23 protein-coding genes and 1 tRNA gene are annotated in these 25,089 nt (G+C 60.2%); 18 read left to right on the top strand and 6 right to left on the bottom strand.

Features of this window, described 5'->3' with window-relative positions; genetic code table 11:
* Positions 1-73: 73 nt before the first annotated feature.
* Positions 74-2,026: a bifunctional diguanylate cyclase/phosphodiesterase gene (locus tag ACB042_RS12450; protein WP_013723827.1), complete on the bottom strand. Its 1,953-nt coding sequence runs from the start codon at positions 2,024-2,026 to the stop codon at positions 74-76.
* 861 nt (positions 2,027-2,887) lie between these two features.
* On the opposite strand from ACB042_RS12450, the gene ACB042_RS12445 reads away from it, so the two are divergent.
* Genes ACB042_RS12445 through ACB042_RS12435 form a run of 3 tightly spaced genes read left to right on the top strand, consistent with a single transcriptional unit; the run spans position 2,888 to position 5,343 of the window.
* Complete coding sequence (locus ACB042_RS12445; protein WP_139494208.1) at positions 2,888-3,826, top strand: LysR family transcriptional regulator; 939 nt, start codon at positions 2,888-2,890, stop codon at positions 3,824-3,826.
* Positions 3,827-3,880: 54 nt separating this feature from the next.
* Positions 3,881-4,903 carry a response regulator gene (locus ACB042_RS12440; protein WP_111901339.1) on the top strand — a complete coding sequence of 341 codons (1,023 nt, stop codon included), beginning with the start codon at positions 3,881-3,883 and terminating at the stop codon, positions 4,901-4,903.
* A gap of 8 nt (positions 4,904-4,911) precedes the next feature.
* Complete coding sequence (locus tag ACB042_RS12435; protein WP_005337175.1) at positions 4,912-5,343, top strand: PAS domain-containing protein; 432 nt, start codon at positions 4,912-4,914, stop codon at positions 5,341-5,343.
* An 89-nt stretch (positions 5,344-5,432) separates the two neighbouring features.
* Here the strand turns inward: ACB042_RS12435 and ltaE are convergent, their stop codons facing one another.
* The 3 genes from ltaE to ACB042_RS12420 form a co-directional block, all read right to left on the bottom strand.
* Positions 5,433-6,452 (bottom strand): low-specificity L-threonine aldolase, encoded by a 1,020-nt coding sequence (gene ltaE, locus ACB042_RS12430; protein ID WP_144713573.1) that lies wholly within the window; start codon positions 6,450-6,452, stop codon positions 5,433-5,435.
* Positions 6,453-6,564: 112 nt separating this feature from the next.
* Positions 6,565-7,266 carry a short-chain dehydrogenase gene (locus ACB042_RS12425; protein ID WP_371178500.1) on the bottom strand — a complete coding sequence of 234 codons (702 nt, stop codon included), beginning with the start codon at positions 7,264-7,266 and terminating at the stop codon, positions 6,565-6,567.
* A gap of 87 nt (positions 7,267-7,353) precedes the next feature.
* Positions 7,354-7,761 carry a helix-turn-helix domain-containing protein gene (locus tag ACB042_RS12420; RefSeq protein WP_371178499.1) on the bottom strand — a complete coding sequence of 136 codons (408 nt, stop codon included), beginning with the start codon at positions 7,759-7,761 and terminating at the stop codon, positions 7,354-7,356.
* Positions 7,762-7,908: 147 nt separating this feature from the next.
* Here ACB042_RS12420 and ACB042_RS12415 point away from each other — a divergent pair, with 147 nt between their 5' ends.
* Complete coding sequence (locus tag ACB042_RS12415) at positions 7,909-8,808, top strand: aldo/keto reductase family oxidoreductase (protein WP_371178498.1); 900 nt, start codon at positions 7,909-7,911, stop codon at positions 8,806-8,808.
* A gap of 71 nt (positions 8,809-8,879) precedes the next feature.
* Here the strand turns inward: ACB042_RS12415 and ACB042_RS12410 are convergent, their stop codons facing one another.
* Together ACB042_RS12410 and ACB042_RS12405 are read right to left on the bottom strand one after the other, a co-directional pair.
* Positions 8,880-9,161, bottom strand: a complete 282-nt coding sequence (locus ACB042_RS12410; protein ID WP_005337180.1) for an RNA-binding protein — start codon at positions 9,159-9,161, stop codon at positions 8,880-8,882.
* Between the two features lie 216 nt (positions 9,162-9,377).
* Positions 9,378-9,920, bottom strand: coding sequence for a hypothetical protein (locus ACB042_RS12405; RefSeq protein ID WP_335819694.1), 543 nt, complete (start codon positions 9,918-9,920; stop codon positions 9,378-9,380).
* Positions 9,921-10,026: 106 nt separating this feature from the next.
* On the opposite strand from ACB042_RS12405, the gene ACB042_RS12400 reads away from it, so the two are divergent.
* The 14 genes from ACB042_RS12400 to ACB042_RS12335 all read left to right on the top strand — a co-directional run bounded on the left by ACB042_RS12400 (position 10,027) and on the right by ACB042_RS12335 (position 25,062).
* A complete protein-coding gene (locus ACB042_RS12400) occupies positions 10,027-10,797 on the top strand; it encodes an amino acid ABC transporter ATP-binding protein (RefSeq protein WP_257701391.1) in 771 nt (256 codons plus the stop codon).
* On the top strand, positions 10,790-11,587 hold the full coding sequence (locus tag ACB042_RS12395) for an amino acid ABC transporter permease (RefSeq protein WP_139442151.1): 798 nt from the start codon (positions 10,790-10,792) through the stop codon (positions 11,585-11,587). Before ACB042_RS12400 ends, ACB042_RS12395 begins: the two co-directional genes overlap by 8 nt.
* A gap of 2 nt (positions 11,588-11,589) precedes the next feature.
* Positions 11,590-12,411: a transporter substrate-binding domain-containing protein gene (locus ACB042_RS12390; protein ID WP_101529944.1), complete on the top strand. Its 822-nt coding sequence runs from the start codon at positions 11,590-11,592 to the stop codon at positions 12,409-12,411.
* Positions 12,411-13,316: an amino acid ABC transporter permease gene (locus ACB042_RS12385; RefSeq protein ID WP_069555751.1), complete on the top strand. Its 906-nt coding sequence runs from the start codon at positions 12,411-12,413 to the stop codon at positions 13,314-13,316. Before ACB042_RS12390 ends, ACB042_RS12385 begins: the two co-directional genes overlap by 1 nt.
* Positions 13,310-14,047: a penicillin-insensitive murein endopeptidase gene (mepA, locus tag ACB042_RS12380; protein ID WP_371178497.1), complete on the top strand. Its 738-nt coding sequence runs from the start codon at positions 13,310-13,312 to the stop codon at positions 14,045-14,047. Before ACB042_RS12385 ends, mepA begins: the two co-directional genes overlap by 7 nt.
* 85 nt (positions 14,048-14,132) lie before the next feature.
* Positions 14,133-14,723, top strand: a complete 591-nt coding sequence (locus ACB042_RS12375) for a LemA family protein (RefSeq protein WP_005346564.1) — start codon at positions 14,133-14,135, stop codon at positions 14,721-14,723.
* The gene (locus tag ACB042_RS12370) at positions 14,720-15,445 is read left to right on the top strand and encodes a YgcG family protein (RefSeq protein ID WP_005351128.1); all 726 of its coding nucleotides are present in this window, start codon (positions 14,720-14,722) and stop codon (positions 15,443-15,445) included. Before ACB042_RS12375 ends, ACB042_RS12370 begins: the two co-directional genes overlap by 4 nt.
* Positions 15,446-15,465: 20 nt before the next feature.
* Positions 15,466-16,083, top strand: a complete 618-nt coding sequence (locus ACB042_RS12365; protein WP_005337196.1) for a TPM domain-containing protein — start codon at positions 15,466-15,468, stop codon at positions 16,081-16,083.
* Positions 16,084-16,228: 145 nt separating this feature from the next.
* Positions 16,229-16,316: transfer RNA gene (locus tag ACB042_RS12360), tRNA-Ser, on the top strand.
* 382 nt (positions 16,317-16,698) lie between these two features.
* On the top strand, positions 16,699-17,457 hold the full coding sequence (locus ACB042_RS12355; protein WP_139442649.1) for a flagellar motor protein: 759 nt from the start codon (positions 16,699-16,701) through the stop codon (positions 17,455-17,457).
* The gene (locus ACB042_RS12350) at positions 17,435-18,310 is read left to right on the top strand and encodes a flagellar motor protein MotB (RefSeq protein WP_371178496.1); all 876 of its coding nucleotides are present in this window, start codon (positions 17,435-17,437) and stop codon (positions 18,308-18,310) included. The genes ACB042_RS12355 and ACB042_RS12350 overlap by 23 nt, the downstream gene beginning before the upstream one ends.
* Before the next feature lie 163 nt (positions 18,311-18,473).
* Positions 18,474-20,612 (top strand): TonB-dependent hemoglobin/transferrin/lactoferrin family receptor, encoded by a 2,139-nt coding sequence (locus ACB042_RS12345; RefSeq protein WP_371178495.1) that lies wholly within the window; start codon positions 18,474-18,476, stop codon positions 20,610-20,612.
* On the top strand, positions 20,612-22,618 hold the full coding sequence (locus ACB042_RS12340; protein WP_371178494.1) for a prolyl oligopeptidase family serine peptidase: 2,007 nt from the start codon (positions 20,612-20,614) through the stop codon (positions 22,616-22,618). The genes ACB042_RS12345 and ACB042_RS12340 overlap by 1 nt, the downstream gene beginning before the upstream one ends.
* On the top strand, positions 22,615-25,062 hold the full coding sequence (locus ACB042_RS12335) for a proprotein convertase P-domain-containing protein (RefSeq protein ID WP_371178493.1): 2,448 nt from the start codon (positions 22,615-22,617) through the stop codon (positions 25,060-25,062). Before ACB042_RS12340 ends, ACB042_RS12335 begins: the two co-directional genes overlap by 4 nt.
* Positions 25,063-25,089 lie beyond the last annotated feature (27 nt).

Raw genomic sequence — 25,089 nt, 5'->3', positions numbered from 1 at the left:
ATCGCAAAAGAATGATTAATTTTGATTAAATATTGCGGAATAAAATCCCAAGTTGTGGCCTAACGCACACTTGTTACTCTGCCATCACGGCATCTAGCAGTGGATAACGCCCGACCTGGCACTCCACCACAAAACCGCTCGCCTCGACTTGCGCCACTGTCAGCGGCTTGCTGAACAGATATCCCTGGAACACATGGCACCCCTGGGTCTGCAGTGCGGCCAGCTCGTGAGGCTCCTCCACCCCTTCCGCCATGATCCCCAACCCCAGATTGGTAGCCATGGCCGCAGTCGCCCGGATCACCGGCAAGTTGAGACCGACCACGAAGGAGCGATCCAGCTTGATGTTGTTGATCGGCAACCGGTTGAGATAGGCCAGCGAGGAGTAGCCGGTACCGAAATCATCGATGGCAATCTTGATCCCCTGCTCGCTCAAATCATCGAGAATGCCGAGGCACCCCTTCATATCGAGCATCAGCACGGTTTCGGTCAGCTCCAGCGTCAACAGGGAGGCATCCACCCCGTGCAGCTCCAGCTGCTGGCGAACTTGCCCGGGCAGCGCCGACGAGAGCTGGAAACCGGAGAGGTTGACGGAGACCGGCACCCGCTGATGGAAGCGCTTCTGCCAGCTGGCGACCTGTGCCAGCGCGGTGGAGAGCACCCAGCTGCCGATCTCGCGGATCAGCCCCATCTCTTCGGCCAGCGGGATAAATTCTACCGGCGAGACATGGCCGAGCACCGGGTTGTACCAGCGCAGCAGCGCCTCGTAACCGATCAGACGCCGTTTGGCGGCATCGACCTGCGGCTGGTAACAGAGGCTCAGCTCCTGGCGGCCGATGGCCTTGGCCAGAAACTGTTTGAGATTGAGCTTGCGCTGCAGGGTCTGCTGCATGCTGGGGGTGAAACGCTGCCAGCGCAACCGCCCCATCTGCTTGGCCTGATACATAGCCATGTCGGCACGGGTGATGAGGTTGTCCCCGTCATCCGCATCATCGGGATAGATGGCGATACCGATACTGCCACCGATGGTCACCTCCGGCAGCCCGCTCAGTTGCAGCGGCTTGGTCATCTGGGAGAGCATCTGATCGGCCACCTCTTGCGCCCGATCCCCCTGATTGCCCAGCGGCACCAGTGCTGTGAATTCATCGCCACCGAGGCGAGCCAGCTCCACATCCCGCGGGCAAATCTGTTTGAGGCGACCGGCGACCCGCTCCAGCAGGCGATCTCCCGCCTTGTGGCCGTAGTTGTCGTTGACCAGCTTGAAGTTGTCCAGATCCATGAACACCAGCGCGAAACGCTCCCCCAGCCCGCAATAGGCCTCGAGGGATTTCATCAAGCCATACCGATTGAGCAGGCCGGTCAGGGAGTCGTGCCAGGCGAGGTGGCGATGCTCCAGCTCTTCGAGTTTGCGATCGGTAATATCCCGCATGGTGAGCAGAATGCGGGCCCCCTGCTGGATATAGCGGAACTGATACTGGAACCAGCGCATCCCCTTGAGGGTACGGCACTCCCCCTCGGTCACCACTTCATCGAGACGGGAGAGCTTCTGGTAGAAACTGTCATCATTGCCGGAGAAAACCTGGGAGAGCTTGGCGATCTGGTGGCCGAAACACATTTCGAAGTGATAGTTGCCACTCTCGAACACGCCGTGGCTATCGAACAGGCAGGCCAGGGTATCGCCGGTTGCCAGCGAGGACTCCTGATAGAGGGTATCGGAGTCGAGCACCGCTTCGGTCATCATCATCAGCCGGCCAGCCAGTTGAATACCGGAGAGGCGCAGATAGATCTGCTTCTTGACCCCCTTTGGGGAGAGGGTCCACCACTCGTTGTAACTGCGCCCCTGCTGAAAATCACCCAGATAGCGCTGCAGCAGCAGATCGATGGCGGTTGCCATATCGGCAGAGAAGTCGCGGGAGCAGAGTTCGTCGAGTGACGTCGCCTCCCACACGGAGAGCGCGGCGCTGTTTGCCCAGAAAATATGGTGATGCTCGATGTCATAAACCCAGATCGGGGTATGCAGAACATCCATCGTCTTCAGTAACCGTTCGTCAAGCGTATTCATCTGGTCAAGGTCATTCATGCTGGATGGTCACTGGTTAACCGGAAAACAGATCTGGCAAACCGCTAGCTGCAGAATGCAAGGTGCAAATACCTCTCGGCCATTATCCCTTTTCACATAGCCAAGAGCGGACAAAACTATTTCAGATATCAACAACAGGGCAGCCTGTACGGCAATACTACAAAGGACTCAGCCAAGGACCCTGTTAATCCAGGCAAATCATATAGTCGATTTTTAACTTTTTTCCCCAGTAAAAACAAGCACTAAGAGCTATCCACTCGAGACCTTGAAAGAGCAATTGCATATTTGCTGCGATAAATTTGTTATTAACATTTAAATCAATGGTGGAAATAGTCATCACTCTCTGTCACAAAGCTTCCATTAATTAACCAAGCGGATGGATAAACAGCCAAAAAAACGCCAAAACGGACAAAAATAGTTCACTAAGGCGGAATTGATATACCCCAAATTCATTTTTCAACAGGCAATGAGCAAAACCCGAATATATGATCTGCATCACATTGGCTGTGGATGGCAAACCACCCCGGCTGAGTACGCAGAGCAACCCAGATTCCTGCCATCAGATTGCAATATCGGCCTTCGCCCGCGGTTATAGCGGAACAAATCAGGAAATATGGCAAACATCACTGCCGCAGTACCATTTGGCATCGTGCCGAAATAATCACCAGCTCGGGGAAACTGAGATGACGGGCGGGTGGATAACTGGTATCAACAGAAATCGAATCCAGATCAATTAAACGCTGAATTACCCTTGCCAACCCGGAACGCTCTTTTTATGGTTGCCCCCTTGTTACACCCAGAACAGCGTTTATGAAGCACATCGAAGAGTTCTACCTGTTCGTCAAGGTGGTGCAAGAGGGAGGATTCTCCCACGCTGCAGCCGCACTGGGCATGCCAACAGGCACCATCAGTCGACGCATTTCCCAGCTGGAAGAGCAACTGGGTTGCTCCCTGCTACATCGCTCTACCCGCAAGCTCCGCCTTACCGATGATGGCCTCAGATACTACGAACGTCTCTGCACGCCACTCGCACAAATCGAGCAGGCCACCAGCGAGATCCAGGGTCAAGAGGCCGATATCACCGGGCTTATTCGGATAGCTGCGCCGATCGCGCTCTCCAACACCATCCTCATCGATATGCTGGCCGAATTCGGGCTGCACTATCCCGAGGTACAGTTCGATATCACCCAGACCAATGATCACCAGCACCTGTTCGACAATGATCGGGATCTGGTGTTCTTCAACGGTGAGCTGCCCCAGTCGCTGCCCAATGCGATCTGTCTCGGCCATATCGAGTACGGCCTGTTTGCCTCACCACTCTATTTGACCAAGAAGGGCACTCCCTCCCATCCCAACCAGCTGGAAGAGCATGATCTCATCTACTGCTGGCCTCACCAGCACTGGCAGCTGACCGACAAGGATGGCCAGAGCGTCTGCATCAAACGCATCGCCAAACTGACCGTCAACCAGACACAGGCCGCGGTACGTGCAGCCCGGCGTCATCTGGGGATCGTCAATGCCCCGCTGCACTATCTGAGCAGCTTCCTCCATGACGAGCAGCTGGTGCCGGTACTGACCGACTGGCAAACCGGCAATCGACCCTTCTACATGTTGTGTTGCCAGCACCAGTTCGCTCCGTTGCGTGTTAAGATGTTCGTTGAATTTGTTGAAAAATACTCAGCACGCTATCGCAATCGGCAATGGGACAATCAATTTTCACAAGGTGATAGCCTCACCCATTGCATCTGACCGTTAGCGGGCCACACTTATAGCATCCCTTGCCAACAGAGCCTGCCTAACGCCATGAATGTATTGATATGTGATGACTCCGGGTTCGCCCGCAAACAGCTGGCGCGGGCGCTCCCGGCCGACTGGAAAGTCGATTTGCACTACGCAGCCAATGGTCTCGAAGGGATCGAACAGGTGCTGATGGGTCATGGCGATCTCATCTTCCTCGATCTGACCATGCCGGAAATGGACGGTTACGGCGTGCTGGAGACCCTCCAACGGGAGGGTCTGCGCAACAAGGTGATCGTGGTCTCCGGGGATATCCAGCCAGAGGCCTATCAACGGGTCATGGGGCTGGGGGCGCTCGATTTCATCAAGAAACCCGCCGCCCCAGAAACCCTGCTCGCCCTGCTCAAAAAGCATGATTTCTGGAGTGCCGCCCCGAGTGGTCAACCAAGCGCCCCCGAGCAGCTGACAAGCGGCGTGGTAGCCGATGCAGGCGTCAAGATCACCCCCGAAATCCGCGATGTCTATCAGGAGCTGGCCAACGTCTCCATGGGTCAGGCAGCCGACTTGCTGGCTCGTCTGCTCAACGCCTTCGTGGTACTGCCTATCCCCAACGTCAACGTGCTGGAGGTCTCCGAGCTGCACATGGCCCTCTCGGCCGCTGCGGATTCAGATACCCTCTCCGCCGTCTGTCAGGGGTTTATCGGAGCTGGGATCGCCGGTGAAGCGCTGATCCTGTTCCATGACTCCAGCTTCAAAGATTTGGCCAAGCTGATGAACCATCAGGGGACGCTGGATCGCACCGCCGAACTGGAGCTGTTGATGGATACCGCCAACGTGCTGATCGGCGCCTTCCTGCGCGGCTACGCCAACCAGCTCGACACCCCCTTCAGTCAGGGGCACCCTGTGGTGCTCGGCCAGCACAGACCCATCAACGAGCTGATCAACACCAACAAGAGTCGCTGGCGCCGCACGCTCGCCATCGAGATCAACTACCGGATCCAGGATTACGCGGTGCAGTGTGATCTGCTGCTGCTGTTTACCGAAGATTCCATCGCCACCATGAACAACAAAATCATGCACATGCTCTAGGAGTGACTATGGAAATCCGTGAATTTCATTGGCTGATGAACATAGTCCAGAACCTGGACGTAGGCTTGGTTGTGCTCGACAAGGAGTACAAGGTACAGGTGTGGAACGGCTTTATGGAGAGCCACAGCGGCCGACTGGCCAGTGACGTGCGCGATGGCGTACTGTTCGAGCTCTTCCCCGATGTGGACAGAGCCTGGTTCGAACGCAAGGCCAACATGGTCTTCAAACTCAACAACCGCGCCTTCAGCACCTGGGAGCAGAAGCCCTATCTGCTGCGTTTCTCCAACTACCGCCCCATTACCGGCTCGGCCCCCCACATGTTCCAGAACCTGACCCTGGTGCCACTGGCCGATTTCGGCGGTCAGGTGACCCACATCGCGGTGATGATCTACGATGCCACCGATGAGGCCATGCTGATGAGCGGCCAGCGGCAGGCTTGAGCTTGCAGCAAATAACAGAGGGCGCCGCAGCGCTCTCTGTTATTTCGGTATGAACAGGTCTTGGTATAACCTCTACCTGACCAGCCGTCTCAACGCGCTCCGAGATACTCGGTGAAGGCGTCGATCACCTCTTCAATATCGTCATCGTTGATTTGCAGATGGGTCACCAGCCGCAGCTCGCCGTAACCGGAGAAGAGGATCCCCCGCTCCTTCATAAAAGCGAGCAGAGGGGCCGATTCTCCCTCATGCAGCCGCAGGAACACCATGTTGCTCTGCACCAGCGAGAGGTCGAGCTCGATGCCCGGCAGTGCAGCCAACCCTTCGGCCAGCCGTTTGGCACGGCGGTGATCATCGGCCAGACGGGTCACATGCTGCTCGAGGGCAAACAGACCGGCTTGCGCCAGAATCCCCGCCTGACGCATGCCACCCCCCAGCATCTTGCGTAGGCGGCGCGCACGGGCGATGAAATCGTGGCTGCCCACCAGCAGCGAACCCACCGGTGCCCCCAACCCCTTGGAGAGACAAATCGAGATACTGTCAAACGGTGCAGCGATCACCCCGACCGGGGTCTCGCTGGCCACGGCGGCGTTAAAGAGCCGGGCGCCATCGAGATGAAGCTTCAAGCCGCGCTCGGCAACGAATGCCCCCATCTCCTGCAGATAGGAGAGCGGCAGCACCTTGCCGTTGTGGGTGTTCTCAAGGCAGATCAAGCGAGTCTGGACGAAGTGGGCATCATCAGGGGCCAGCGCAGCCTTGATATCATCGAATGCCAGCGTGCCATCGCGCTGCATCGGCAAGGGTTGCAGGGCTACGGAGCCCAGCACGGCACTCCCCTGCGCTTCATAGCGATAGATGTGAGCGGCGTTGCCGAGGATGGCCCCCTCACCGCGCTGACAGTGGCTCATCACCGCCAACAGATTGGACATGGTGCCGGACGGCACAAACAGCGCCGCCTGTTTGCCCAGCAATCTGGCCCCAAAGGCCTCCAGCGCGTTGACGCCCGGATCTTCACCATAGACATCGTCACCGACTTCGGCGTGGAGCATGGCTTGACGCATGGCGTCAGTAGGCTGGGTGACGGTGTCACTTCGTAAATCGATATAGCGCATGAGATCCCTCCTGAAACAGGAGAGTGACGTTAGCTATGCGCCCCTCGCTTGGCAAGGGGCGCATGAGCAGAATGTGAAGCCAATAGACGTCCATAGAACCCGCAGGCGGGATTTACCAAGGCAGCGGCTGACCGTTGAGATCCAGTAGCTGACCCGATTGGGTCAACGATAACCCCTTGATGAGATTGAGCAGTTTCACCGCCACCTCGGCAGGATCCTGCAATTGCTCCGCAGGCAACTCGCTCAGAAAGGGGGTATTCATCGGGGAGTCCATCAAGCCGGGCGCAACGGCCACCACCCCTGCTTGCGGGAAACGCTGCGTCCACTCAAGGGCCAGGGTTTTCACCCCCATGTCGAGGGCCGCCTTGCTCATCCGGTAGCTGTAACGTCCCCCCTCCAGATTGGCGGTGATGGAGCCCGCCAGATCAGAGATGGCACAGAGCCACAGCGGATGGTCATTGCCCATCAACCGACTGAAACGGGCAGCCAGCGCCAGCGTTGGCCAGGCATTGGCAAGCAGGCTGTCGCACAGCCACTTGGGGTGCACCTCTTCGACCCGCCGCTCCGGCATAAAGCTGACATCGTGCAACAGGCCGATGGTGTTGATCACCACAGTGGGAAGCGGATCGGTGTCGTAGAGGGTAAACAGGGCGTCGAACGAGATGGCGTCCACCTCTTGCAGCGGGAAGAAGGCCCCCATCTCGATCCCTTTTGGATAGGTGCGCCCGGCAAGCAGGAAGGACTCCTCCCTTGCCATCAGCTCTCTTGCCAGCGCCGAGCCCAGCGCACCACTTCCGAGGATCAAGTAGCTCATCGCCCATCCCATGGAGAGTTATCTTGCTTAGAGCGTATCAGAATAATCAACCGGCCGTGACACGACCAAAGGGTAATATGCCCCTCATCACGCTTCCTCCAGATGGCGACCAAACTCCCGCGCCAGCGCCAAGTCGAGAAAACCGTCCGCTTTCTTGTGGGTGCGCAAAAACTGGTAATAGGCGAGCAGGGTGACCAGTGCCTCCTCATCGGGCAGCCCCACCCCGGGTTGCTGCTCGCCCAGCAGTAGCTGCGCCGCTGCCAGTGCCTCCCTGTCGACCACTTCCGCCTGACGGTAGAGATAACCGCAGCCGGTTGCCAGCCACTCCAGCGAGCAGTTGGCCCCCATGGCGATCTGGTTGGCCCGCGCCAGGCCAGGCTCGGCTCCCTTCAAATATTTGCGGATCAGCGCTTCACTGAGCCCCACCTTGCGGGCAAACGCGCTCACGCTCATCTCCCCGATCAGGCTCTGCAAGCGCTCGGCAAATCCTTCCATCCAACTCTCTCTCCTGCTTTGCGATCAGAACCAAAGTTCGAATCATGCCACTGCCCATTATTGCTTTGCCAGCCACATGAGGCCAAGATGCCCGCAGTCATCTATGTTGCACATCGTTTTCGCATCGTGTTTTTCAAGGAGTCAACCATGTCTGTATCCCGTGTCGCCCTTCATCCGCAAGGCCCCACCTTCTCTCGCCTCATCATGGGTTACTGGCGCCTGATGGAGTGGCAGCTCTCTCCGGCCGCTCTGCTCGATCTGATGAAATATCATCTGGATCTGGGGGTCACTACCATCGATCACGCCGATATCTATGGTGGCTACCAGTGCGAAGAGGCCTTTGGTCACGCCCTGCGCCTCGAGCCTTCCCTGCGCAGCCGGATGGAGATCGTCAGCAAGTGCGGTATCGCCCTCACCGCCAAGCCGGAGCATGCTCTCAACCACTACAACACCAGCAAGGACCATATCATCGCCAGCGCCGAGGCCTCGCTGCGCAAGCTCGGCACCGACCATCTGGACCTGCTGCTGATCCACCGCCCGGATCCCCTGATGAACGCAGATGAAGTGGCCGACGCCTTTATCACCCTGAAACAGGCGGGCAAGATCAAGCACGCCGGGGTATCCAACTTCACCGCCCGTCAGTTCGAGCTACTGCAATCGCGCCTCCCCTTCCCGCTGGTCACCAACCAGCTGGAGATCTCACCGCTTCATCAGGAGGGAACCCTCGATGGTACCCTGGATCAGTGCCAGCAGCTTGGCATCAAGCCGATGGCCTGGTCATGTCTCGGCGGCGGCCGACTGTTCAGCGATGACGCCTATGCCCCGCTGCGTGCCGAACTGGAGCAGATCCGTCAGGAAGTGGGCGCCCAGACTATCGAGCAGGTGGTCTACGCCTGGGTAATGATGCTGCCAAGCCAGCCGCTGCCATTGATTGGCTCCGGCAAACGGGAGCGGATTGCTGCCGCCGTAGCCGCCGAATCTGTCGAGCTGAACCGCCAGCAGTGGTTCCGCATCCGCAAGGCGGCGCTCGGTTACGACGTCCCCTGATCACAGCAAAACGTCCAGAAACAAAAACGGCATGGGGGAAACCCATGCCGTTTTTTTATTGCCGAGGCACCTTAGCGGTGGCGCTGTTGCGGGCGACCACGGGGAGCATCTGTCTTCGGTTTGGCCTGGTTGACGGTGATGGTACGGCCACCGACTTCAGTGCCATGCAGACCAGCGATGGCCTTTTCGGCATCACCATTGACCGGCATTTCAATAAAACCAAACCCCTTTGACTGGCCGGTATCGCGGTCGATGATGATATCAACCTTGTCGACCTGTCCAAACTGGCTGAACAGTGTTTTCAGTTCGTCGGCCGTCATCCGGTACGACAGATTTCCTACGTAAATCTTCATGCCATCCACTCTCGATTCAAGGTGCCTTCTCTATGCAATTCCCAGCATAACGGTAAGGGCACAACCCCTATGCCGGACCTGCCATGGCTTCATGCCGTGGCCTTCTCCACACTGTCGTCAAGTGATTGATCTCTTGGGTTAACAGTGCAGACAAGATCAATTCGAGTCACTGGCAGTATCTGAGCTTTGCCGGGAATTGTCGAGAAAATAGTCGACTCAGGCCGATTGCAGATCTGACAACCGTTGCGTCAGCATCCGGCGACCGTGCCAGGCCCGTTTAAAGCCGAAGCGATAGACAGACGGGCTCACCAGATGCAGCTCCCCCGCCTTGAGATCCAGCAAGGCCATAGCCGCCGCCAGCTCCTCTTCACTCAGTTGCAGATCGAGGCTGAAGTCGAGCCACTGGCCGTCGTGCCCCACTCGCCGCTCCCGTTCGAGCGCCACCAGCTGGTTGCGGGGCAGCGCCAGCGCCTCATCCTTGCTGCCATTGAGCAGATAGATATGCTGTTCATCCCACCCCAGCTCCGCCAGTCGCCAGGGTTGCCAACTGCGGGGCAGCGACACCATGATCCCGGTGATGCCACCAAAGACCACGCCCACCCAGTTGAGCAGCGCCATGGCGCCCCAGCCATCCCACAAGGAGGCCGCCACCACGCCCCAACTCACCAGCAACAGCAGAAAAATGACGCAGCGATAGCGCACCACTGGCGGCATCAACAGCTGCACCTGCGAACCGGCAAGCAAGGATGTAATACGCATGAAAAGCTCCTGTCATCACGAAATGGCGCCATTGTGAATAGCCATCAGGATGCTGACAAGGGGGTTTTCTTTGTCATCCCCCTATAAAATCAATACCATGGCGTAAATGATTCTCAGTGGAACCCGCTTCTTGACCAGCTCGCAACCCTGTGTGCGCTTTTGTGGCGTCGACAAATTCTATGGCGACTTTCAGGCTCTTCATCACATCGATCTCACCATTGAACGGGGAGAGAAGTGGGTCATCTGTGGCCCGTCAGGCTCGGGAAAATCGACCCTGATCCGCACCATCAACGGGCTGGAGGGGATCGACGACGGCCAGCTGTTCCTGTTTGGCGAGCCGGTGACCCCTTCCTACCTGCGCCGCCTGAAAGGTCGGGTTGGCATGGTGTTTCAGCAGTTCAACCTCTTCCCCCATATGACGGTGCTAGAAAACCTGATGGTGGCACCAGTGCATACCCTGGGGTTGCGCCCCCAGGAGGCCAAAGCCCGGGCGCTCGGGCTGCTCGAGCGGGTGCGCATTCAGGCGCAGGCCGACAAGTACCCCCACCAGCTCTCCGGCGGCCAGCAGCAGCGGGTCGCCATCGCCCGCTCCCTCTGCATGCAACCCGAGCTGATGCTGTTTGACGAGCCCACCTCCGCCCTCGACCCCGAGATGATCCGCGAAGTGCTCGATGTGATCCGCGAGCTGGCTGACGAGGGGATGACCCTGATCTGCGTCACTCACGAGATGGGCTTTGCCCGTCAAGTGGCGGATCGGGTGCTCTTTATGGATGAGGGGAAAATCATCGAGTCGGCCCCGCCCGCCCAGCTGTTCAACGCCCCCCGGCACCCGCGTACCCGGGCCTTCCTCGAACAGGTGCTCAGCTATCATGGCTAGGCTCAATCGCCCCCGCCTGCTTGGCTGGCTGTCGGGCACTGTGATGCTCTCTGCGCTACTGGGCTGGGCGCTCTATAGCGGCGCTCGCCAGATGGGCTATGAGTGGCAGTGGCCGCGGGTGTTGCCCTTTCTCGGCGAATGGGATGAGGGAACCTTTTATGCCGGCCCCTTGCTAAACGGCCTGCTGGTCACTTTGCAGGTGGCGCTGCTCAGTCTGTTGGGCACGATGGCGGTCGGTGTGTGCGTGGTTAGCCTGCGGCTGCTTCCCTCCAGGCTCGGCCCCTGGCTCGCCATCGCCTATCTGGCGCTGGTGCGCACCACGCCCCAGTTGGTGCAGCTCTATATTCTCTATTTCTTGCTGGGCCCCATGCTGGGATTGGCCCCCCTTGCCTGCGCCGTGTTGAGCCTCTCCCTCTATCAGGGGGCCTTCACCGCCGAAGTGCTGCGTGCAGGTGTACAGGCCATTCCCAAAGGACAGTGGGAGGCAGCCCAGTCGCTTGGCTTGTCACGAGCCATCACCCTGCGCAAGGTGATCCTGCCCCAGCTGGTGCGCATCACCTTGCCGCCGCTGACCAACGAGCTGGTCTCCCTTATCAAACATTCGGCGCTGGTGAGTGTGATCGCCATCTTCGATCTGACCAACGAAGGGCGTACTCTGGTTGCCGATACGTTTCTGACCTTTGAGGTGTGGTTTACCGTGGCTGCCCTCTATTTGCTGTTAACCCTGACGCTGTCAGCCTGTTCGCGGGCGCTGGCCCGTCACCTGAATCCGGATCAACAAGGACGCTAACCATGAATCTGTCATTCAAGACCACCCTGTCGGGCGCTGCCCTGCTGCTGGCAAGCCTGCTCACTCCGGCACTGGCACAAACTGCCCCCTCCGACACCCAGGCACAGATCGAGCAGAGCGGTACCCTGCGGGTCGGCATGTCCACCTTCGCCCCCTGGGCGATGCGCGACAAGCAGGGGGCCCTGATCGGTTTCGAGATTGACGTGGCCCGTCGCCTCGCCACAGATAACGGCTGGCAGGTAGAGTTCGTGCCTACCGCCTGGGATGGCATCATCCCCTCCCTGTTGGCGAAAAAATATGACGTCATCATCGGCGGCCTCACCATCACCCCCGAGCGGGAGAAGAGCGTGCGCTTCACCCAGGCCTACTCCCATTCGGGGGTGCAGCTGGCCGCCTCCAGCACCATGGCCAAAGAGAAGAAAACCGTGGCGGACTTCAACCAGCGCGGGGTGATCCTGGCGGTACGTCGTGGCGCCTCACCGGTACAGGTGGCAAAAGAACACTTCCCCAAGGCCACCCTGCGCCAGTTTGATGACGAGTCACAGGTATTTCAGGAGGTGTTGAACGGCCGCGCCCACGGCGCCCTCTCCTCTTCCCCGAAACCCGAGCAAGAGGCGCTGCGCCACCCGGATGCCCTCTTTATGCCGTTTGCCGAGCCGTTGGCACAAGGCGATGAAGGCTTTGCCCTGCGCAAGGGGGATGATGCCCTGGCTGAGCAGTTCAACGAGTGGATCGCCGCCCGTCAGGCCGATGGCTGGCTCAAGGCGCGCCATGACTACTGGTTCAAGTCGCTGGCCTGGGAAGCGCAGGTCGCCAATCCCTGATGCTGATTGCTCTAAAAGAGACCATCCGGCGCATCGTCCGTGGGGCATGTCGGAACATCAACTGGCTGGATGGGGCGATCGCCCTGATCCTGCTGCTGGCTGGCCTCTGGCTGGCCAGCCGCCTGCACATCGGGGTGGCCTATCAGTGGCGCTGGCATGAAGCCTTCGACCTGCTGTTCACCCCCGGCCCTCACGGCGAGTTGCCCTACTTTTTCAGCGGTCTGCTCACCACCTTGCGCATCGCCCTGCTCGGCATGGTACTGGCGCTGCTGCTCGGCACTGCGCTGGGGGTAGCCGCCTTCAGCCGCCGCCCCTGGCTGGTGATGCCAGCGACCCTGTTTATCCAGCTGATCCGCAATCTGCCGCCGCTGGTCTTTATCTTCATCTTCTACTTCTTTATCGCCAACCAGCTGCTGCCTGCGAGCGGCCTCTCCCGCTGGCTCGGCACCGTATCACTCTCCCCGTGGCAAGAGGCGCTGTTTGGCCCACCTGCCCGCTGGGAGAACCTCATCTCAGGCACCCTCTGCGTTGGCATGATCAGCGCAGCCTTCGTCGCCGAGATCGTCCGCGCCGGGCTGGCCGCCATCCCCCGTGGCCAGTGGGAGGCGGCGCAGAGCCTCGGGCTCTCCCCCTGGGTGCGGCTGCGCCATGTGATCCTGCCGCAGGCCATGCTGCTGATGCTCCCCCCCCTCACCGGCCAGCTCATTGCGCTGGTGAAAGATACCGCCATCGTTTCCCTTATCTCGGTGCAGGAGCTCACCTTCGTCGGCACCGAGATGGCCAACTCCAGCGGACTGGTCTACGAGATCTGGCTGCTGGTGGCCGCGGCCTATTTATTTATATGTTTGAGTCTGTTCGTATTGCTGAGCCGACTCGAAGCAAGACAAGGAGCACGCACATGCTGACGTCCCTGTTGCTGGCGACTGTATTGCAAGCGGAAGCCATCGGTGGTTATGCCGCCGGTTGCCTGAAAAACGGCGTATCCCTACCCCTCGAAGGGCCGGGTTATCAGGTGATCCGCACCAAGCGGCTGCGCTACTACGGCCACCCCGATCTCATCCACTATCTGCAAGCGCTGGCCAACCAGACCCGCATGGCCGGGCTGCCAGATCTCTATATCGCTGATCTGGCGATGGCCCGTGGCGGCCCCTTTACCTCCGGCCATCGCAGCCACCAGACTGGCCTTGATGCCGATATCTGGTTTCGCATGGCCAACCGCCCCATCAGCAAGTGGGAGCAGGATGCCCCCAAGGAGTGGGCACTGATCGACGAACCCAGCTACAAGATGTTACCGGGTCGCTTTGGCCCCCAGCAGCTCACCCTGCTGCGGCTTGCGGCCAGCAAACCCGAGGTGGCCCGCATCTTCGTCAATCCGGTGATCAAATCCGCGGTCTGCCAACAGGCTGGTAACGAACCCTGGGTCGCCAAGCTGCGCCCCTGGGTGGGCCACTTCAGCCACTTCCACGTGCGGCTGCGCTGCCCGATCGACAGCCCCGATTGTGAACCCCAGGCTCCCATTCCGCCCGGCAATGGCTGTGGGGAAGAGCTGGCATCCTGGCTCAAAGACAAGCCCCAGCTGCCCAAGGTCTCCGGCATCAACAAGCGACCCGAGCTACCTGCGCGTTGTGGCAACTGACCCCAAGCTGGTATGGTGGTGCACTCTTGGTCGTACACCATCCATGGCGCACTATCGACTCGAAATACCAAAGGAGAACAACAAGATGGCCACATCACTCTGGCGCAGAACCACGCAGAGCCTGTTGACCCTGACCCTGCTGCTCGGCCTGACCGGCTGCGGCATGAACAATATTCCGACCCTGGATGAGCAGGTCAAGGCGAGCTGGGGGCAGGTTGAGAACCAGTATCAGCGCCGTGCCGATCTCATTCCCAATCTGGTCGCCACCGTCAAGGGCTACGCCAGCCATGAGCAGGAGACCCTAAAGGCGGTCACCGATGCCCGTGCCCGGGTCGGCAGCGTGCAGGTGAGCGATCCTGCCCAGCTCAAGGAGTTTGAAGCGGCGCAGAACCAGCTCTCCAGCGCCCTCTCCCGCCTGATGGTAGTGGTAGAACGCTACCCCGAGCTGAAAGCGGATCAGCAGTTCCTTGCCCTGCAGGCCCAGCTGGAAGGAACCGAGAATCGCATCTCGGTGGCTCGCCGCGACTATATCGAGGCGGTGCGCCAGTTCAATACCGAGATCCGCACTTTCCCCGGCGTTATCTGGTCCAAGCTGCTCTACTCGGATCTGGAGGCCAAACCCAGTTTCAGTGCCAAACCCGGTGCCGATGAGGCGCCCAAGGTCAGCTTCCAATGAAGATGATGCTGCGCTGGTTTCTTCCCTGTCTGCTGCTCTGGGCCAGTGCCCTGCAAGCGGCACCGGACTTCCCGACGCTGAGCGGACGGGTGGTGGATGAAGCCAGTCTGATGTCCCGCAAACAGGCCCATCAACTGACCCAACAGCTGGCCGCCTTTGAAAAGCGCAGCGGCATCCAGCTGGTGGTGGTCTCCGTCGACAGCCTCGATGGGGAGACCATCGAGGAGTACGGCTACCAGCTCGGTCGCCACTGGGGGATCGGCCAGAAAGGCAAAAACAATGGCGTGTTGTTGCTGATCGCCCAGGATGAGCGCAAGGTGCGGATCGAGGTAGGTTATGGATTGGAAGGCGCCCTGCCCGACGCCATAGCTGCCAACATCATCCATGGCCGCATCCTGCCCGCCTTCAAGCGCGGCGATATGGTGGCCGGGATCATGGCGGGCAGCCAGAGCATCATGAAGGCACTCGCCGGAGAATATCAGCCGGTCGAGCAGCCAAAGAGTGACAACGGTGGCGGCCCCTGGCTGTTTATTCTGGTGGTGATTGCGATGATCGTGCTCCACAACCTGCGCGGGGGTGGTGGCGGTGGGCCGGGAGGACGACGTCGGTCGACCTACATGGCCGGTGGATTGGGTGCCGGCTCCTTTGGTGGTCGCTCTGGCGGCGGATTCAGCGGTGGCGGCGGCAGTTTTGGCGGCGGCGGAGCCTCCGGTGGCTGGTAACAGGAGTAAAGAGACAAATCATGATTTCTAAACAGTTCTTCCACACGCTTCAGGCCAAGGTGCGCGAAGCGGAGCTAGAGACTGATGCTGAACTGGTCACCGTGCTGGCCCCGGCCAGCGATGGCTATCGCTACATTCCCACCCTCTGGGCGGCGCTGCTGGCCATGCTCACCCCCCTGCTGGTGTTCCAGCTCGGCTTCTGGCTCGGCTGGTACGAGATCCTGCTGGTACAGTGGTCGGTCTGGCTGCTGCTGAGCCTGCTGTTCCACTGGACCCCCATCAAGATGCGGCTCATCCCGAAGAAGGTTCGCCAGCACCGGGCGGCCCTGATGGCTCGCCTGCAATTTGTCGAGCAGGGGCTACACCGCACCCGCGACCGGCTCGGGGTGCTGATCTTCGTCTCGGCCGCCGAGCACTATGTAGAAATACTGGTGGATGACGGCATCGCCCAGCATATCGACAACGGCCAGTGGCAGGAGATCATCGACGACTTCGTGGCGCGAGTGCGCAACAAGGAGATCGAACAGGGTTTTCTGGAGTGCGTGGAGCGCGTTAGCGCCATTCTGACCGACGCTTTCCCGGCCACCCGAGATCAAAACGAGCTGCCGGACAGTCTGATCATCCTCGACAAGCCCTGATCCGGTTTAAAAAACCGGCATTCTGCACAAGGGTTAGGCATTCGGAAAAGATTATGAAAAATAAGGGGAAAAGAGGTTGACCCACACAGCCCTTTCCCCTAAATTACGCCCCGTTCCAGCGCAACAGCGCAGCGAACGAAAATTTGGTGAGGTGTCCGAGTGGCTGAAGGAGCACGCCTGGAAAGTGTGTATACGGCAACGTATCGAGGGTTCGAATCCCTCCCTCACCGCCAAATCTAAAAAAACCGACCTCAGGGGCGGTTTTTTGCTTTCCGGCAAATACCTATGCCGACAAGTGAGCCAGAGCCACGCAGTGGCAGATCATCCACGCACTCATCCCCCGGTTTGCAAAGCACTGATGGAACATCACTGCTTTTCGTATTGCCAGCTCCCGCCCCCTAGCTTGCTTTTGTGATTGCCCCACCCGACAAGCGTTCCTTCCTGTCACAACTGGGGAAACCTGGTGATTGCAAGACCATCTTATGACCGCAACACGCCTTCTTTTATGGACGTTACCCAGCGCCCATTAATTGCTCAGCGATTGGATTTCATTTTGAAAAACTGATACTTAAGTAGCTACACTAGCCATTATCAACATGCAGGGACGTGTAAAAGATGAGCTTGATTGGCTTGGTACTGGCGTTGATCGCCATCCTTGGCGGCAACATGATCGAGGGTGGTCATCCTAGTGCACTGCTTGATCTGCCCGCATTTCTTATCGTGATAGGTGGCACCATAGGTGCTGCGCTGACCCAGTTCCCTTTCTCCGTCGTCGGCAGCACCATGAGGCGTTTCAAATGGCTGCTCTCTCCCCTCAAACTCGACCTGCTGGAACAGGCACAGTTGCTGGAGACCCTGGCAGGCAACGCCCGCCGCAGCGGTATGCTGGCGCTGGAAGGGATGATCGAGGAGATCAAGGATCCCTTCCTGAAGAAAGGGGTGCAGATGATGGTCGATGGCTACGAGAAGGCCAAAATCCACGAGGTGCTGGAGAACGAGATCGAATTTGAACAGGAAGATCTCGAACAGACGGTCAAATTCTATGAAGCCATGGGCGGCTACTGCCCGACCATGGGGATCGTCGGGGCGGTATTTGGCCTGATCCACGCCATGGGTCTACTTGATGCCCCCGACAAACTGGGTGGCGCCATCGCGGTGGCCTTTGTCGCCACCATCTACGGGGTATCCGCCGCCAACCTGATCTTTTTGCCGTTCGGCAACCGCTACAAAGGCTTTGCCCACCAGATCCGCCACTACAAGGAGATGACCCTGACCGGCATTCTCTGCATCGTGGATGGCGAATCCCAAGCGCGCCTGCAAGTTACCCTCGAACCTTATCTGGGAGGTCACGGTGGCCAAAAAGAAAAAGGCTGAAGCACCGGAGAACCATGAACGCTGGCTGGTCTCCTATGCCGACTTCATGACATTGCTGTTCGCCCTGTTTGTGGTGCTCTATTCCTTTGCCATGGCCAAGCAGTCCGAAACCCGGGTGCTTATCCAGGGCTTTATCGAGTCGCTGGGTAAAATCGGCCTCATCTCCCCGCCTGCCGGCTCACCCTTGATGCAGGGGGGCACAGGGATTCTTGAACCGGAATCGAAGACCACGCCAAGCAGCCCGAAAGAAGAGACTGTGCTGGAGAAAGATGCCCCCATGGCGGCATCGGATCCATTCAACGAGACCATAGGTGCCTCGGAAAAGCCGAGCGCCACCGAATCCTGGCCCCATAAGACCAAGGAGCAGGAGTGGGTGCAGGTGACCAAGCAGAAGCTTGAGCAACAGCTCAAGGCCCAGATTGAATCGAAGGATCTGGAGGTCGAGCAGCTTGGCAGTCAGCTGGTGATCCGCATCGGCGAGAAGGCGCTGTTTCCCGCCGATTCGGCGTTCCTGCAGCCCCAGTTCATCCCGCTGGTCAACAAGATCGCCGGCATTTTGGCCAATATCCCGGGTCAGGTAGTGGTCACCGGCCATACCGACAACTCCCAGGCACCGGTGGAGCTTTATCGCAACAACTGGGAGCTCTCGGTGCTGCGGGCCTCTTCCATCGTGCAAACCATGCTGGCTAACCCCCAGCTGGATGCCAGACGAGTCATTGCTCAGGGTGTTGCCGACACCCAACCCCGCTTTGCCAATGACACCCCCGAACATCGCCAGGCAAATCGCAGGGTCGATATCACCCTCTCCCAAGGCAAGGCAGCAGAAGAGTCGCTGCAACTGCTCAAGCCCTGATCTCCCCGCTCCCGCCTCGCGCGGGAGCCCCTTTCTAAAAAACAAATAACTCAATAATATCAACACCATAAGATCTTAATGATAATGATTGCCATTTATTGTCAAGTGGTCAGGCCTCTGCAATAATGCCGCCCCTCAGGCTTAAATAAAAACAATTATCATTATGAAAAAACTGCTTCAGGCATGGCCGGCACTCTTGTGTGCCTCCGCTGGCGCGGCCGCTCTTCCCCCTGTGGAGAAGGCTCGCAGCGACGACACCATCATTGTCACCGGGCAACGGGTACAACAGAAACTCTCCGATGTTTCCGGCTCCATCACCGTCATCACCCAGGAAGAGCTGGACCGTCAGGTCGCCAGCGAGCTGACTCATGTGTTTCGCAAGATCCCCGGTGTCTCGGTCACCGGCTCTGCCGGGCGACCGCAAAACATCAGCGTGCGCGGCATCGGGGGCAACCGTATCCTGCTGATCAAGGATGGGGTGCGCGTCAGCGACGGCTTTGGCGCCGACAACATCAATGACAAGGTAGGTCGCTTCAACTTCGATCTCGATGACATCAAGCAGATTGAGGTGGCCAAGGGGGCCGGCTCCTCTCTGCATGGCTCCGATGCCATCGGCGGCACCGTGGTGATGAATACCAAGCAGCCGGAAGATTATCTGCAACAGCAAGATAGCTATCTGGCGGCCAAAACCCTCTACGGTGGCGACAGCAACAAGAAGAAGCTCAGCATGACCGGCGCGGTGCGGGCACTGGAGAGCGAACATCTGTTGCGCCTCTCCGGATGGCGTGGCAACGAAACCACCAACTTTGAGGAGAACCGAATTCCGGCTGATTTGGATGGCATGAGTGCCTCCACCAGCAGCCGCCTCCCCCTCAATGCCCATCACGCTCTGCGGCTGGAGCTGGACTACTACGAGGATCACGCCAAACGCCAGATGGGGCCCAAAGCTGTGCCCCAACCCGATGGCAGCTGGGACGTGGTCGGTTTTCAGGAAGATGGCGATCAGCGCACCCAGGGCGGCAAGTTTAGCTGGGAGGCCAACGATCTGGGCATGATCGATACCCTCAACTGGAGCCTGTTTGGCAACCAGTCACGCAACGAAGCCAACCAGCGCCAGCTGCTGCGCAACGATGCCCTGAGCGGCTATCCCAGATATCGCAGCCAGCGCACCCTCTCCACATTCGAGGAGCTGCGCCTTGGCAGTGAGCTGGAGCTGCAGAGCAAGCTGAGCACCGGCTCGCTGGATCACACCTTCAGCTACGGTGTGGAGCTGGAGCAGGCCAACCACGAGCGGCCGGTCAACAATCTGACCCTGGAAGATGGCATCACCACCCAGGGACAGAAAGCCCCCTTCAGCAAGGCCGAGACCCGCCGCGATGGCATCTGGCTGAGCGATGTGATCGATCTGGGCAGCTGGCAGTTTACCCCGACCCTGCGCTTTGACCGCCAGCGCCTGCGCGCACCGGACAGTAATCTGGCCGAGAACCACAGCGACCACATCTCCCCCAGTGTGGCGGCCAGTTACCGCTTCAACGAAACATGGCGCAGTTGGCTCAGCTATGCCAACGGCTTCCGCGCCCCCGCTTACGATCAGGTTTACGGCAACATTCCTCACTACTTTGCCATGCCGCCGTTCGAGATCATTGCCAACCCCAACCTCAAGGAGGAGACCAGCCACAGTCTGGAGTGGGGAGTGAATGGCCAAAGCGACAACTGGAGCGTCAAACCAGCCGTTTTCTACAACCGCTACTACAACTTCATCGACTGGCGCCAGACCGGTTTTCGCCTCGATGACGGTGTCTTCCTGCGCCAATATCGCAACGTTGCCAAAGCAGAAACCTGGGGCGCCGAGCTGGCCGCCAGCCTCTGGCTGAGCGACGAGTGGGAGCTTTCGACCAATCTGGCCTGGATGGATGGCAAGGATCACCGCGGTGAGCCGCTGCGCACCCAGACACCGCTGGAAGGCAACACCACCCTGCGCTGGCAACAGCTCGACTGGGGGGTTGAGCTCAGTGGCAACTATGCCGCCGCCATGACCAAGGTGCCCCAGTGCGCCAATGCGCAGACTGGCTACAACGGTGCCTGCCAGAGCAGCGCAGGCTGGTTCAGCCTGGACCTCACCGGCGACTGGCAGATCACCGAGGCGCTCAAGGTCAATGCCACCATCGGCAACCTGCTCGATACCCGCTATGTCCGCTATCAGGATGTGGCCGGACTCCCGGCTGGCAGCGACACCTCTCTCTACAGCCAGAGCGGCCGCTACCTGTCAGCCAGCCTCAGCTACCGTTTCGTGGGGATGTGATGAAACATCATGCAATCATGGCGGCCCTGTTGGCCGTCCCGTTGGCGTGGGCGCAAGAGGCCCTGCCACCGCCGATCCCGTCCCAGCCACACCTGATTTCAGGCAATCCCGTACGCCAGGATCCCTACTTCTGGTTGCGGGACGAGAGCCGCAGCAACCCGGCCATTCTCGCCCTGCTCAAGCAGCAAAATCGCTGGAGCGAGCAGCAACTCGCCGCGCAGCAGCCGCTGGAGGCAACCTTGCGCGCCGAGTTTGCCCGTCATCCGGCGGGGGAATCTGTGCCAGAGAACTGGCTTGTCCGCGGCGATCAGGCATGGCTGCTGCGCCCGGATGGCTCACTCTGGCAACGCCACGGGGGCAAGGTGCTGCAGCGGCTTACCGCCAGAGCGGGTGAGGGCTATTACGAAGCGGGCGGCTGGGCTCTGAGCCCGGATAACCGCACGCTGGCCATCGCCGAAGACAGGCGCGGCGATCTCGACTATCAGGTCACCCTGCTCGATCTCCAAAGCGGCAAGGCGCTGGCCAGTTTGGCGCAGCGCAGCGCTGATCTCGCCTGGTCACAAGATGGTCGCACCCTCTACACCATCGCCAACGAGCGCTACACCCTGCGCCCCTGGCAGCTGCGCGGCTGGCAGGATGGCCAGGAGCAGACTCTCTATGAGGAGCAGGATCCCGCCTGGCTGCTCAGCCTCTATCGCACCACGGATGGCCAGCATCTGGTGTTGCAGGGCAACAACCACGACAGCTCGGAGCAGTACCTGCTCGACTCGGGCAAGCCGCAGCAGGTCAAACCCCGCCAGCGCGGGGTGGAATACTATCTGGACAGTCAATCCGGCTGGGTGATCAAGAGCAACCGGGAGGGGGCATTTGCCCTCTACTCAGCCAACACGCCGCTCGGTGAGTGGCAGCGCCTGTGGCCCGCCAAAGAGGAGGATCTCGGCGATCCCGAAAAGTGGCGGCTGTTTGATCGCCATCTGGCGGTGCAGTTTCGCCAGCAGGGGGAGGATTGGCTCGCCCTGCTCGATCGCAACGGCCATGAACGCCAGCGCCTGCCGCTGGCCAGTGGCGCCGGAACCGGCTGGCTGCAAGGAGAACATGACCCGGCCAGCGACCGCATTCTGGTGCGCAGTCAGGGCTTGAGCCAGCCCCCCGGCCAGCGCTGGCTGGATTTGACCAGCGGCCAGTGGATCAACGACCAGCACACCGCAGGCAATAAAGCATTGCCCTATCAGAGCGAGCGGCGCTGGATCACCTCTGCCGATGGCACCCGGGTGCCTGTCTCGCTGGTGTGGCGCAAAGATCTGGCCCCTCGCGCTGTACTGCTCTACGGCTATGGCGCCTATGGCACGCCGATGCGCCCCTACTACCAGAAAGAGCTGTTAAGCCTGCTGGATCGGGGCTTTGTCTACGCCATCGCCCATGTGCGCGGCGGCGGCATGCTGGGGGAGCAGTGGACCCGCGACGGACGGGGCATCCACAAGCAGAACGGCATTAGCGACTTTATCGCAGCCGGTCACGCCCTGCGCCACTGGTCGCCCGACTCAGCCCCCCTGCCTCTGTTTGCCATGGGAGGCAGCGCGGGGGGCACGCTGGTTGCTGCGGCCCTCAACCAGCAACCGACACTCTTTAGCGGCGCCGTGTTGCAGGTTCCCTTCGTCGATATGCTCGGCACCATGAGCGATCCTGCCCTCCCCTTGACCCGTCAGGAGTACCAGGAGTGGGGCAACCCGGCCAAGCCCGCAGAGTATCAGACGATGCGCCGCATCAGCCCCTACGACAACCTGCACCGCGCCCCCTACCCGCCCCTGCTGGTCACTACCGCCCTGCACGACAGCCAGGTGCCCTACTGGGAGCCGGTCAAGTGGCTGGCCCGCCTGCGGGAGCACAGCACGGGCTCCGGCCCCTACCTGCTGCTGACCGAACTGGAGGGAGGCCACCGCGCCGGTGGTGGCGATCGGGCTCGTGAATTTGCCTTCTTGTTGCATCTGGCGGGGATCAACCAATGACCCTGCCGCTGATTGGGAGTACCACTATGAAACCCCTGTTGCCCGCCCTCTTGCTGGGGCTGGCTGGCTTTTCCACTCAGGCCGCCGAACTGCGTTTTGTCGAACAGGGCGCCCCGGCCGATCCCCGTCTCTGGCTCGAACAGCAGCTCGGCGTCACCCTGAGTGATGCCCCGGCCTACCAGCGCCAAGGCAAGCTGGGCCACTATCTGCATTATCGCCAGCAGCTCAATGGCGCACCGATCGCCGGCCTGATGGCCGCCGTCAGTCTCGATGAGCAGGGTCGCCCGTGGCGCCTTTATCACAATACCCGGCTGATGCAGGCACAGGCGGCTCCATGTGATGAAGCAAGCCGCGCCGGGGTAGATGCCTATACCGCCACGCTGGATGGTACGGTGTGGCAATTCGCTGGCAGTGACCAAGCCCAGCCCTGGTACTGGCAGGATGGCGACACCCTGACTGCGGCCTGGCGCCTGCTGGCGGTGGAAAGCCAGCCGGGCAACAGCAAGAGCAGCCACTGGCAACTGTTTGTCACCTGCGATGGCAGCGCCCTGCTGGGGCGCACGCTGCAAGAGGCCAGCACCCGTGCCGAAGCGGCCCCGCTGGCAGGGGAAGCGGCCACGGTGCAGGCCCGCATCTTTGCCCTCGATCCCCGCACCCAGCTGCAAGATGGCAATTTGCTGTGGCGCCACGATCTGTTGCTGGACAACCGGACCTATCGCACCGTCCCGCTCAGGGTACAAAAGGTGGATGACACCTACCGGCTGAGCGGCCCTCGCGCCCGGGTCGTGGATGGCACGGAGCCGGAAACAGCTCCCTTTAGCAGCCCTGATGCCGATGGCTTCCAGCTGGATCACCAGCAGCCCGCCTTCCTCGATATCAATGGCTACTACCATCTGGATCTGGCCCAGCGCCATGTGGAATCCCTTGGCTACCCGACGCTGATGGGCGGCCCCCTGGCCATCGATACCGATGCCGGGGAGCAGGACAACTCTCTCTATGACCCCTTCCTGCGCCGGTTGGAAATTGGCCGGATAGGGGTGCCCGATGCGGAAGATCCCATGGTGATCTGGCACGAGTTTGGCCATGCGGTGCAGCACCATATCCTGCCCGACATGGGAGAAGAGGGTGACTGGGGCGCCATCGGCGAGGGCTTTAGCGACTATCTGGCCGCCAGCTGGCGCCAGCGTAGTCCTGAGGCTCGCCAGTTCGAGCCTTTCATGGTCTTCAACTGGGATGCCAGGATCAGCGGCCGAACGCCCCGTCAGCTCGATGATCTGCGGGCACGCTATCATCCGGGCTTCCTCTATCCGGCTCACCTCACCATCAACGGCAGCAACGGCGACCAATTGTGGGGCACCCCGCTCTTCACCGCGCTGCGCCAGGCCGTTGAACAATATGGCGAGGTAGCCCGTGACGAGTTCGATACCCTGCTGATTGAATCCCACTTCGGCCTCGGCCCGCAGGTGAGGATGCCCCAGCTGGCGCGGGTCACCGTGGATACCGCCAACCGCCTCTATCCGGACCGCAGCTATGGCAAGCTGCTGGAGCAGGCCTTCCGCCACCACGCCCTGCTGCCCACCCCCATCGCGGCCCGCCTTGCCGATGACAGCTACCTGTTGCCCGGGGAGAAAAAGAGCCTCGCCATCGAATTGACCAACCAGAGCGGCCGCCCCCTGACCGTGGCTGACGCCAGCCTGATCCCGAGCAAGGGGCTCATGGGTGATGGTCACTGGCAAGGAGAGCTCAACGCCGATGGCACCGCCCGCTGGACCCTGCCGCTGGAAGCGGCGAGCAACCTGACCTGTGGCGAGGCAGTCACCTTGCCGCTGCAGTTCCAGCTCACCCTGCCCAGCCCCACCGAGCGCCAGACCCGCCTTGACCTGCAACTGCCGATCGGTGAACCGCTCTGGCAGCGGGCCATCGGCCAGGGTGGCCAGATCAAGGATGCGGTGAGCGATGAACGGCACGGCCTGTCCCGCTTCACTCTCACCCTGCCCGAGAGCAAGGCCCGCATCGACAGCGGATTCGTGGTCGCCCTCGATCTGGAGCACAGCAAGCTGGAGCAGCTGGAGATCTGGCTCACCTCCCCTTACGGCACCCGGATCAGCCTGTGGAACAAGGGCTACGCCAGCCATACACGGCTTAAGGGGGAGTTTCCCCGTGAACTGGTACCGTTCGAATCGCTGGACAAGCTGCACGGCGAACCGCTCGCTGGCCGCTGGCTACTGGAGATCAACGACACCAGCGCCGGTGACACCGGTCAGTTGCGCAACTGGCGGGTAGCCCAGCAAGTCGGCGCCCGCTGCGACAAGGATGAAGCCCTGCCCAACACCGGCATCATTCCCCTTGAGCAGGATGAAGGGGGTGGCGGCACGGCTTCCCCCCTGCTGCTGTTGCTGGCCCTCTGGCCCCGCCTCTGGCGCCGGAGCACCCCGCGCCGTTGAATCCTGCACCACGGGGGTTACCGCCCC

It is taken from the genome of Aeromonas sp. S13(2024), from assembly GCF_041402405.1.
GTDB classification, from domain to species: Bacteria; Pseudomonadota; Gammaproteobacteria; order Enterobacterales; family Aeromonadaceae; genus Aeromonas; species Aeromonas veronii.
The sequence above is the reverse complement of the archived record's forward strand: the minus strand, read 5'-3'. Positions and strand labels throughout refer to the sequence as shown.

Excerpts from the sequence above, each read along its gene's own strand:
- ACB042_RS12335 (WP_371178493.1), top strand. The coding sequence starts at position 22,615 with ATGACCCTGCCGCTGATTGGGAGTACCACTATGAAACCCCTGTTGCCC.
- ACB042_RS12445 (WP_139494208.1), top strand. The coding sequence starts at position 2,888 with ATGAAGCACATCGAAGAGTTCTACCTGTTCGTCAAGGTGGTGCAAGAG.
- ltaE (WP_144713573.1), bottom strand. The coding sequence starts at position 6,452 with ATGCGCTATATCGATTTACGAAGTGACACCGTCACCCAGCCTACTGAC.
- ACB042_RS12365 (WP_005337196.1), top strand. The coding sequence starts at position 15,466 with ATGATTTCTAAACAGTTCTTCCACACGCTTCAGGCCAAGGTGCGCGAA.
- ACB042_RS12390 (WP_101529944.1), top strand. The coding sequence starts at position 11,590 with ATGAATCTGTCATTCAAGACCACCCTGTCGGGCGCTGCCCTGCTGCTG.
- ACB042_RS12375 (WP_005346564.1), top strand. The coding sequence starts at position 14,133 with ATGGCCACATCACTCTGGCGCAGAACCACGCAGAGCCTGTTGACCCTG.
- ACB042_RS12435 (WP_005337175.1), top strand. The coding sequence starts at position 4,912 with ATGGAAATCCGTGAATTTCATTGGCTGATGAACATAGTCCAGAACCTG.
- ACB042_RS12385 (WP_069555751.1), top strand. The coding sequence starts at position 12,411 with ATGCTGATTGCTCTAAAAGAGACCATCCGGCGCATCGTCCGTGGGGCA.
- ACB042_RS12450 (WP_013723827.1), bottom strand. The coding sequence starts at position 2,026 with ATGGATGTTCTGCATACCCCGATCTGGGTTTATGACATCGAGCATCAC.
- ACB042_RS12400 (WP_257701391.1), top strand. The coding sequence starts at position 10,027 with ATGATTCTCAGTGGAACCCGCTTCTTGACCAGCTCGCAACCCTGTGTG.
- ACB042_RS12340 (WP_371178494.1), top strand. The coding sequence starts at position 20,612 with ATGAAACATCATGCAATCATGGCGGCCCTGTTGGCCGTCCCGTTGGCG.
- ACB042_RS12355 (WP_139442649.1), top strand. The coding sequence starts at position 16,699 with ATGAGCTTGATTGGCTTGGTACTGGCGTTGATCGCCATCCTTGGCGGC.
- ACB042_RS12410 (WP_005337180.1), bottom strand. The coding sequence starts at position 9,161 with ATGAAGATTTACGTAGGAAATCTGTCGTACCGGATGACGGCCGACGAA.
- ACB042_RS12395 (WP_139442151.1), top strand. The coding sequence starts at position 10,790 with ATGGCTAGGCTCAATCGCCCCCGCCTGCTTGGCTGGCTGTCGGGCACT.
- mepA (WP_371178497.1), top strand. The coding sequence starts at position 13,310 with ATGCTGACGTCCCTGTTGCTGGCGACTGTATTGCAAGCGGAAGCCATC.
- ACB042_RS12425 (WP_371178500.1), bottom strand. The coding sequence starts at position 7,266 with ATGAGCTACTTGATCCTCGGAAGTGGTGCGCTGGGCTCGGCGCTGGCA.
- ACB042_RS12440 (WP_111901339.1), top strand. The coding sequence starts at position 3,881 with ATGAATGTATTGATATGTGATGACTCCGGGTTCGCCCGCAAACAGCTG.
- ACB042_RS12415 (WP_371178498.1), top strand. The coding sequence starts at position 7,909 with ATGTCTGTATCCCGTGTCGCCCTTCATCCGCAAGGCCCCACCTTCTCT.
- ACB042_RS12345 (WP_371178495.1), top strand. The coding sequence starts at position 18,474 with ATGAAAAAACTGCTTCAGGCATGGCCGGCACTCTTGTGTGCCTCCGCT.
- ACB042_RS12405 (WP_335819694.1), bottom strand. The coding sequence starts at position 9,920 with ATGCGTATTACATCCTTGCTTGCCGGTTCGCAGGTGCAGCTGTTGATG.
- ACB042_RS12420 (WP_371178499.1), bottom strand. The coding sequence starts at position 7,761 with ATGGAAGGATTTGCCGAGCGCTTGCAGAGCCTGATCGGGGAGATGAGC.
- ACB042_RS12370 (WP_005351128.1), top strand. The coding sequence starts at position 14,720 with ATGAAGATGATGCTGCGCTGGTTTCTTCCCTGTCTGCTGCTCTGGGCC.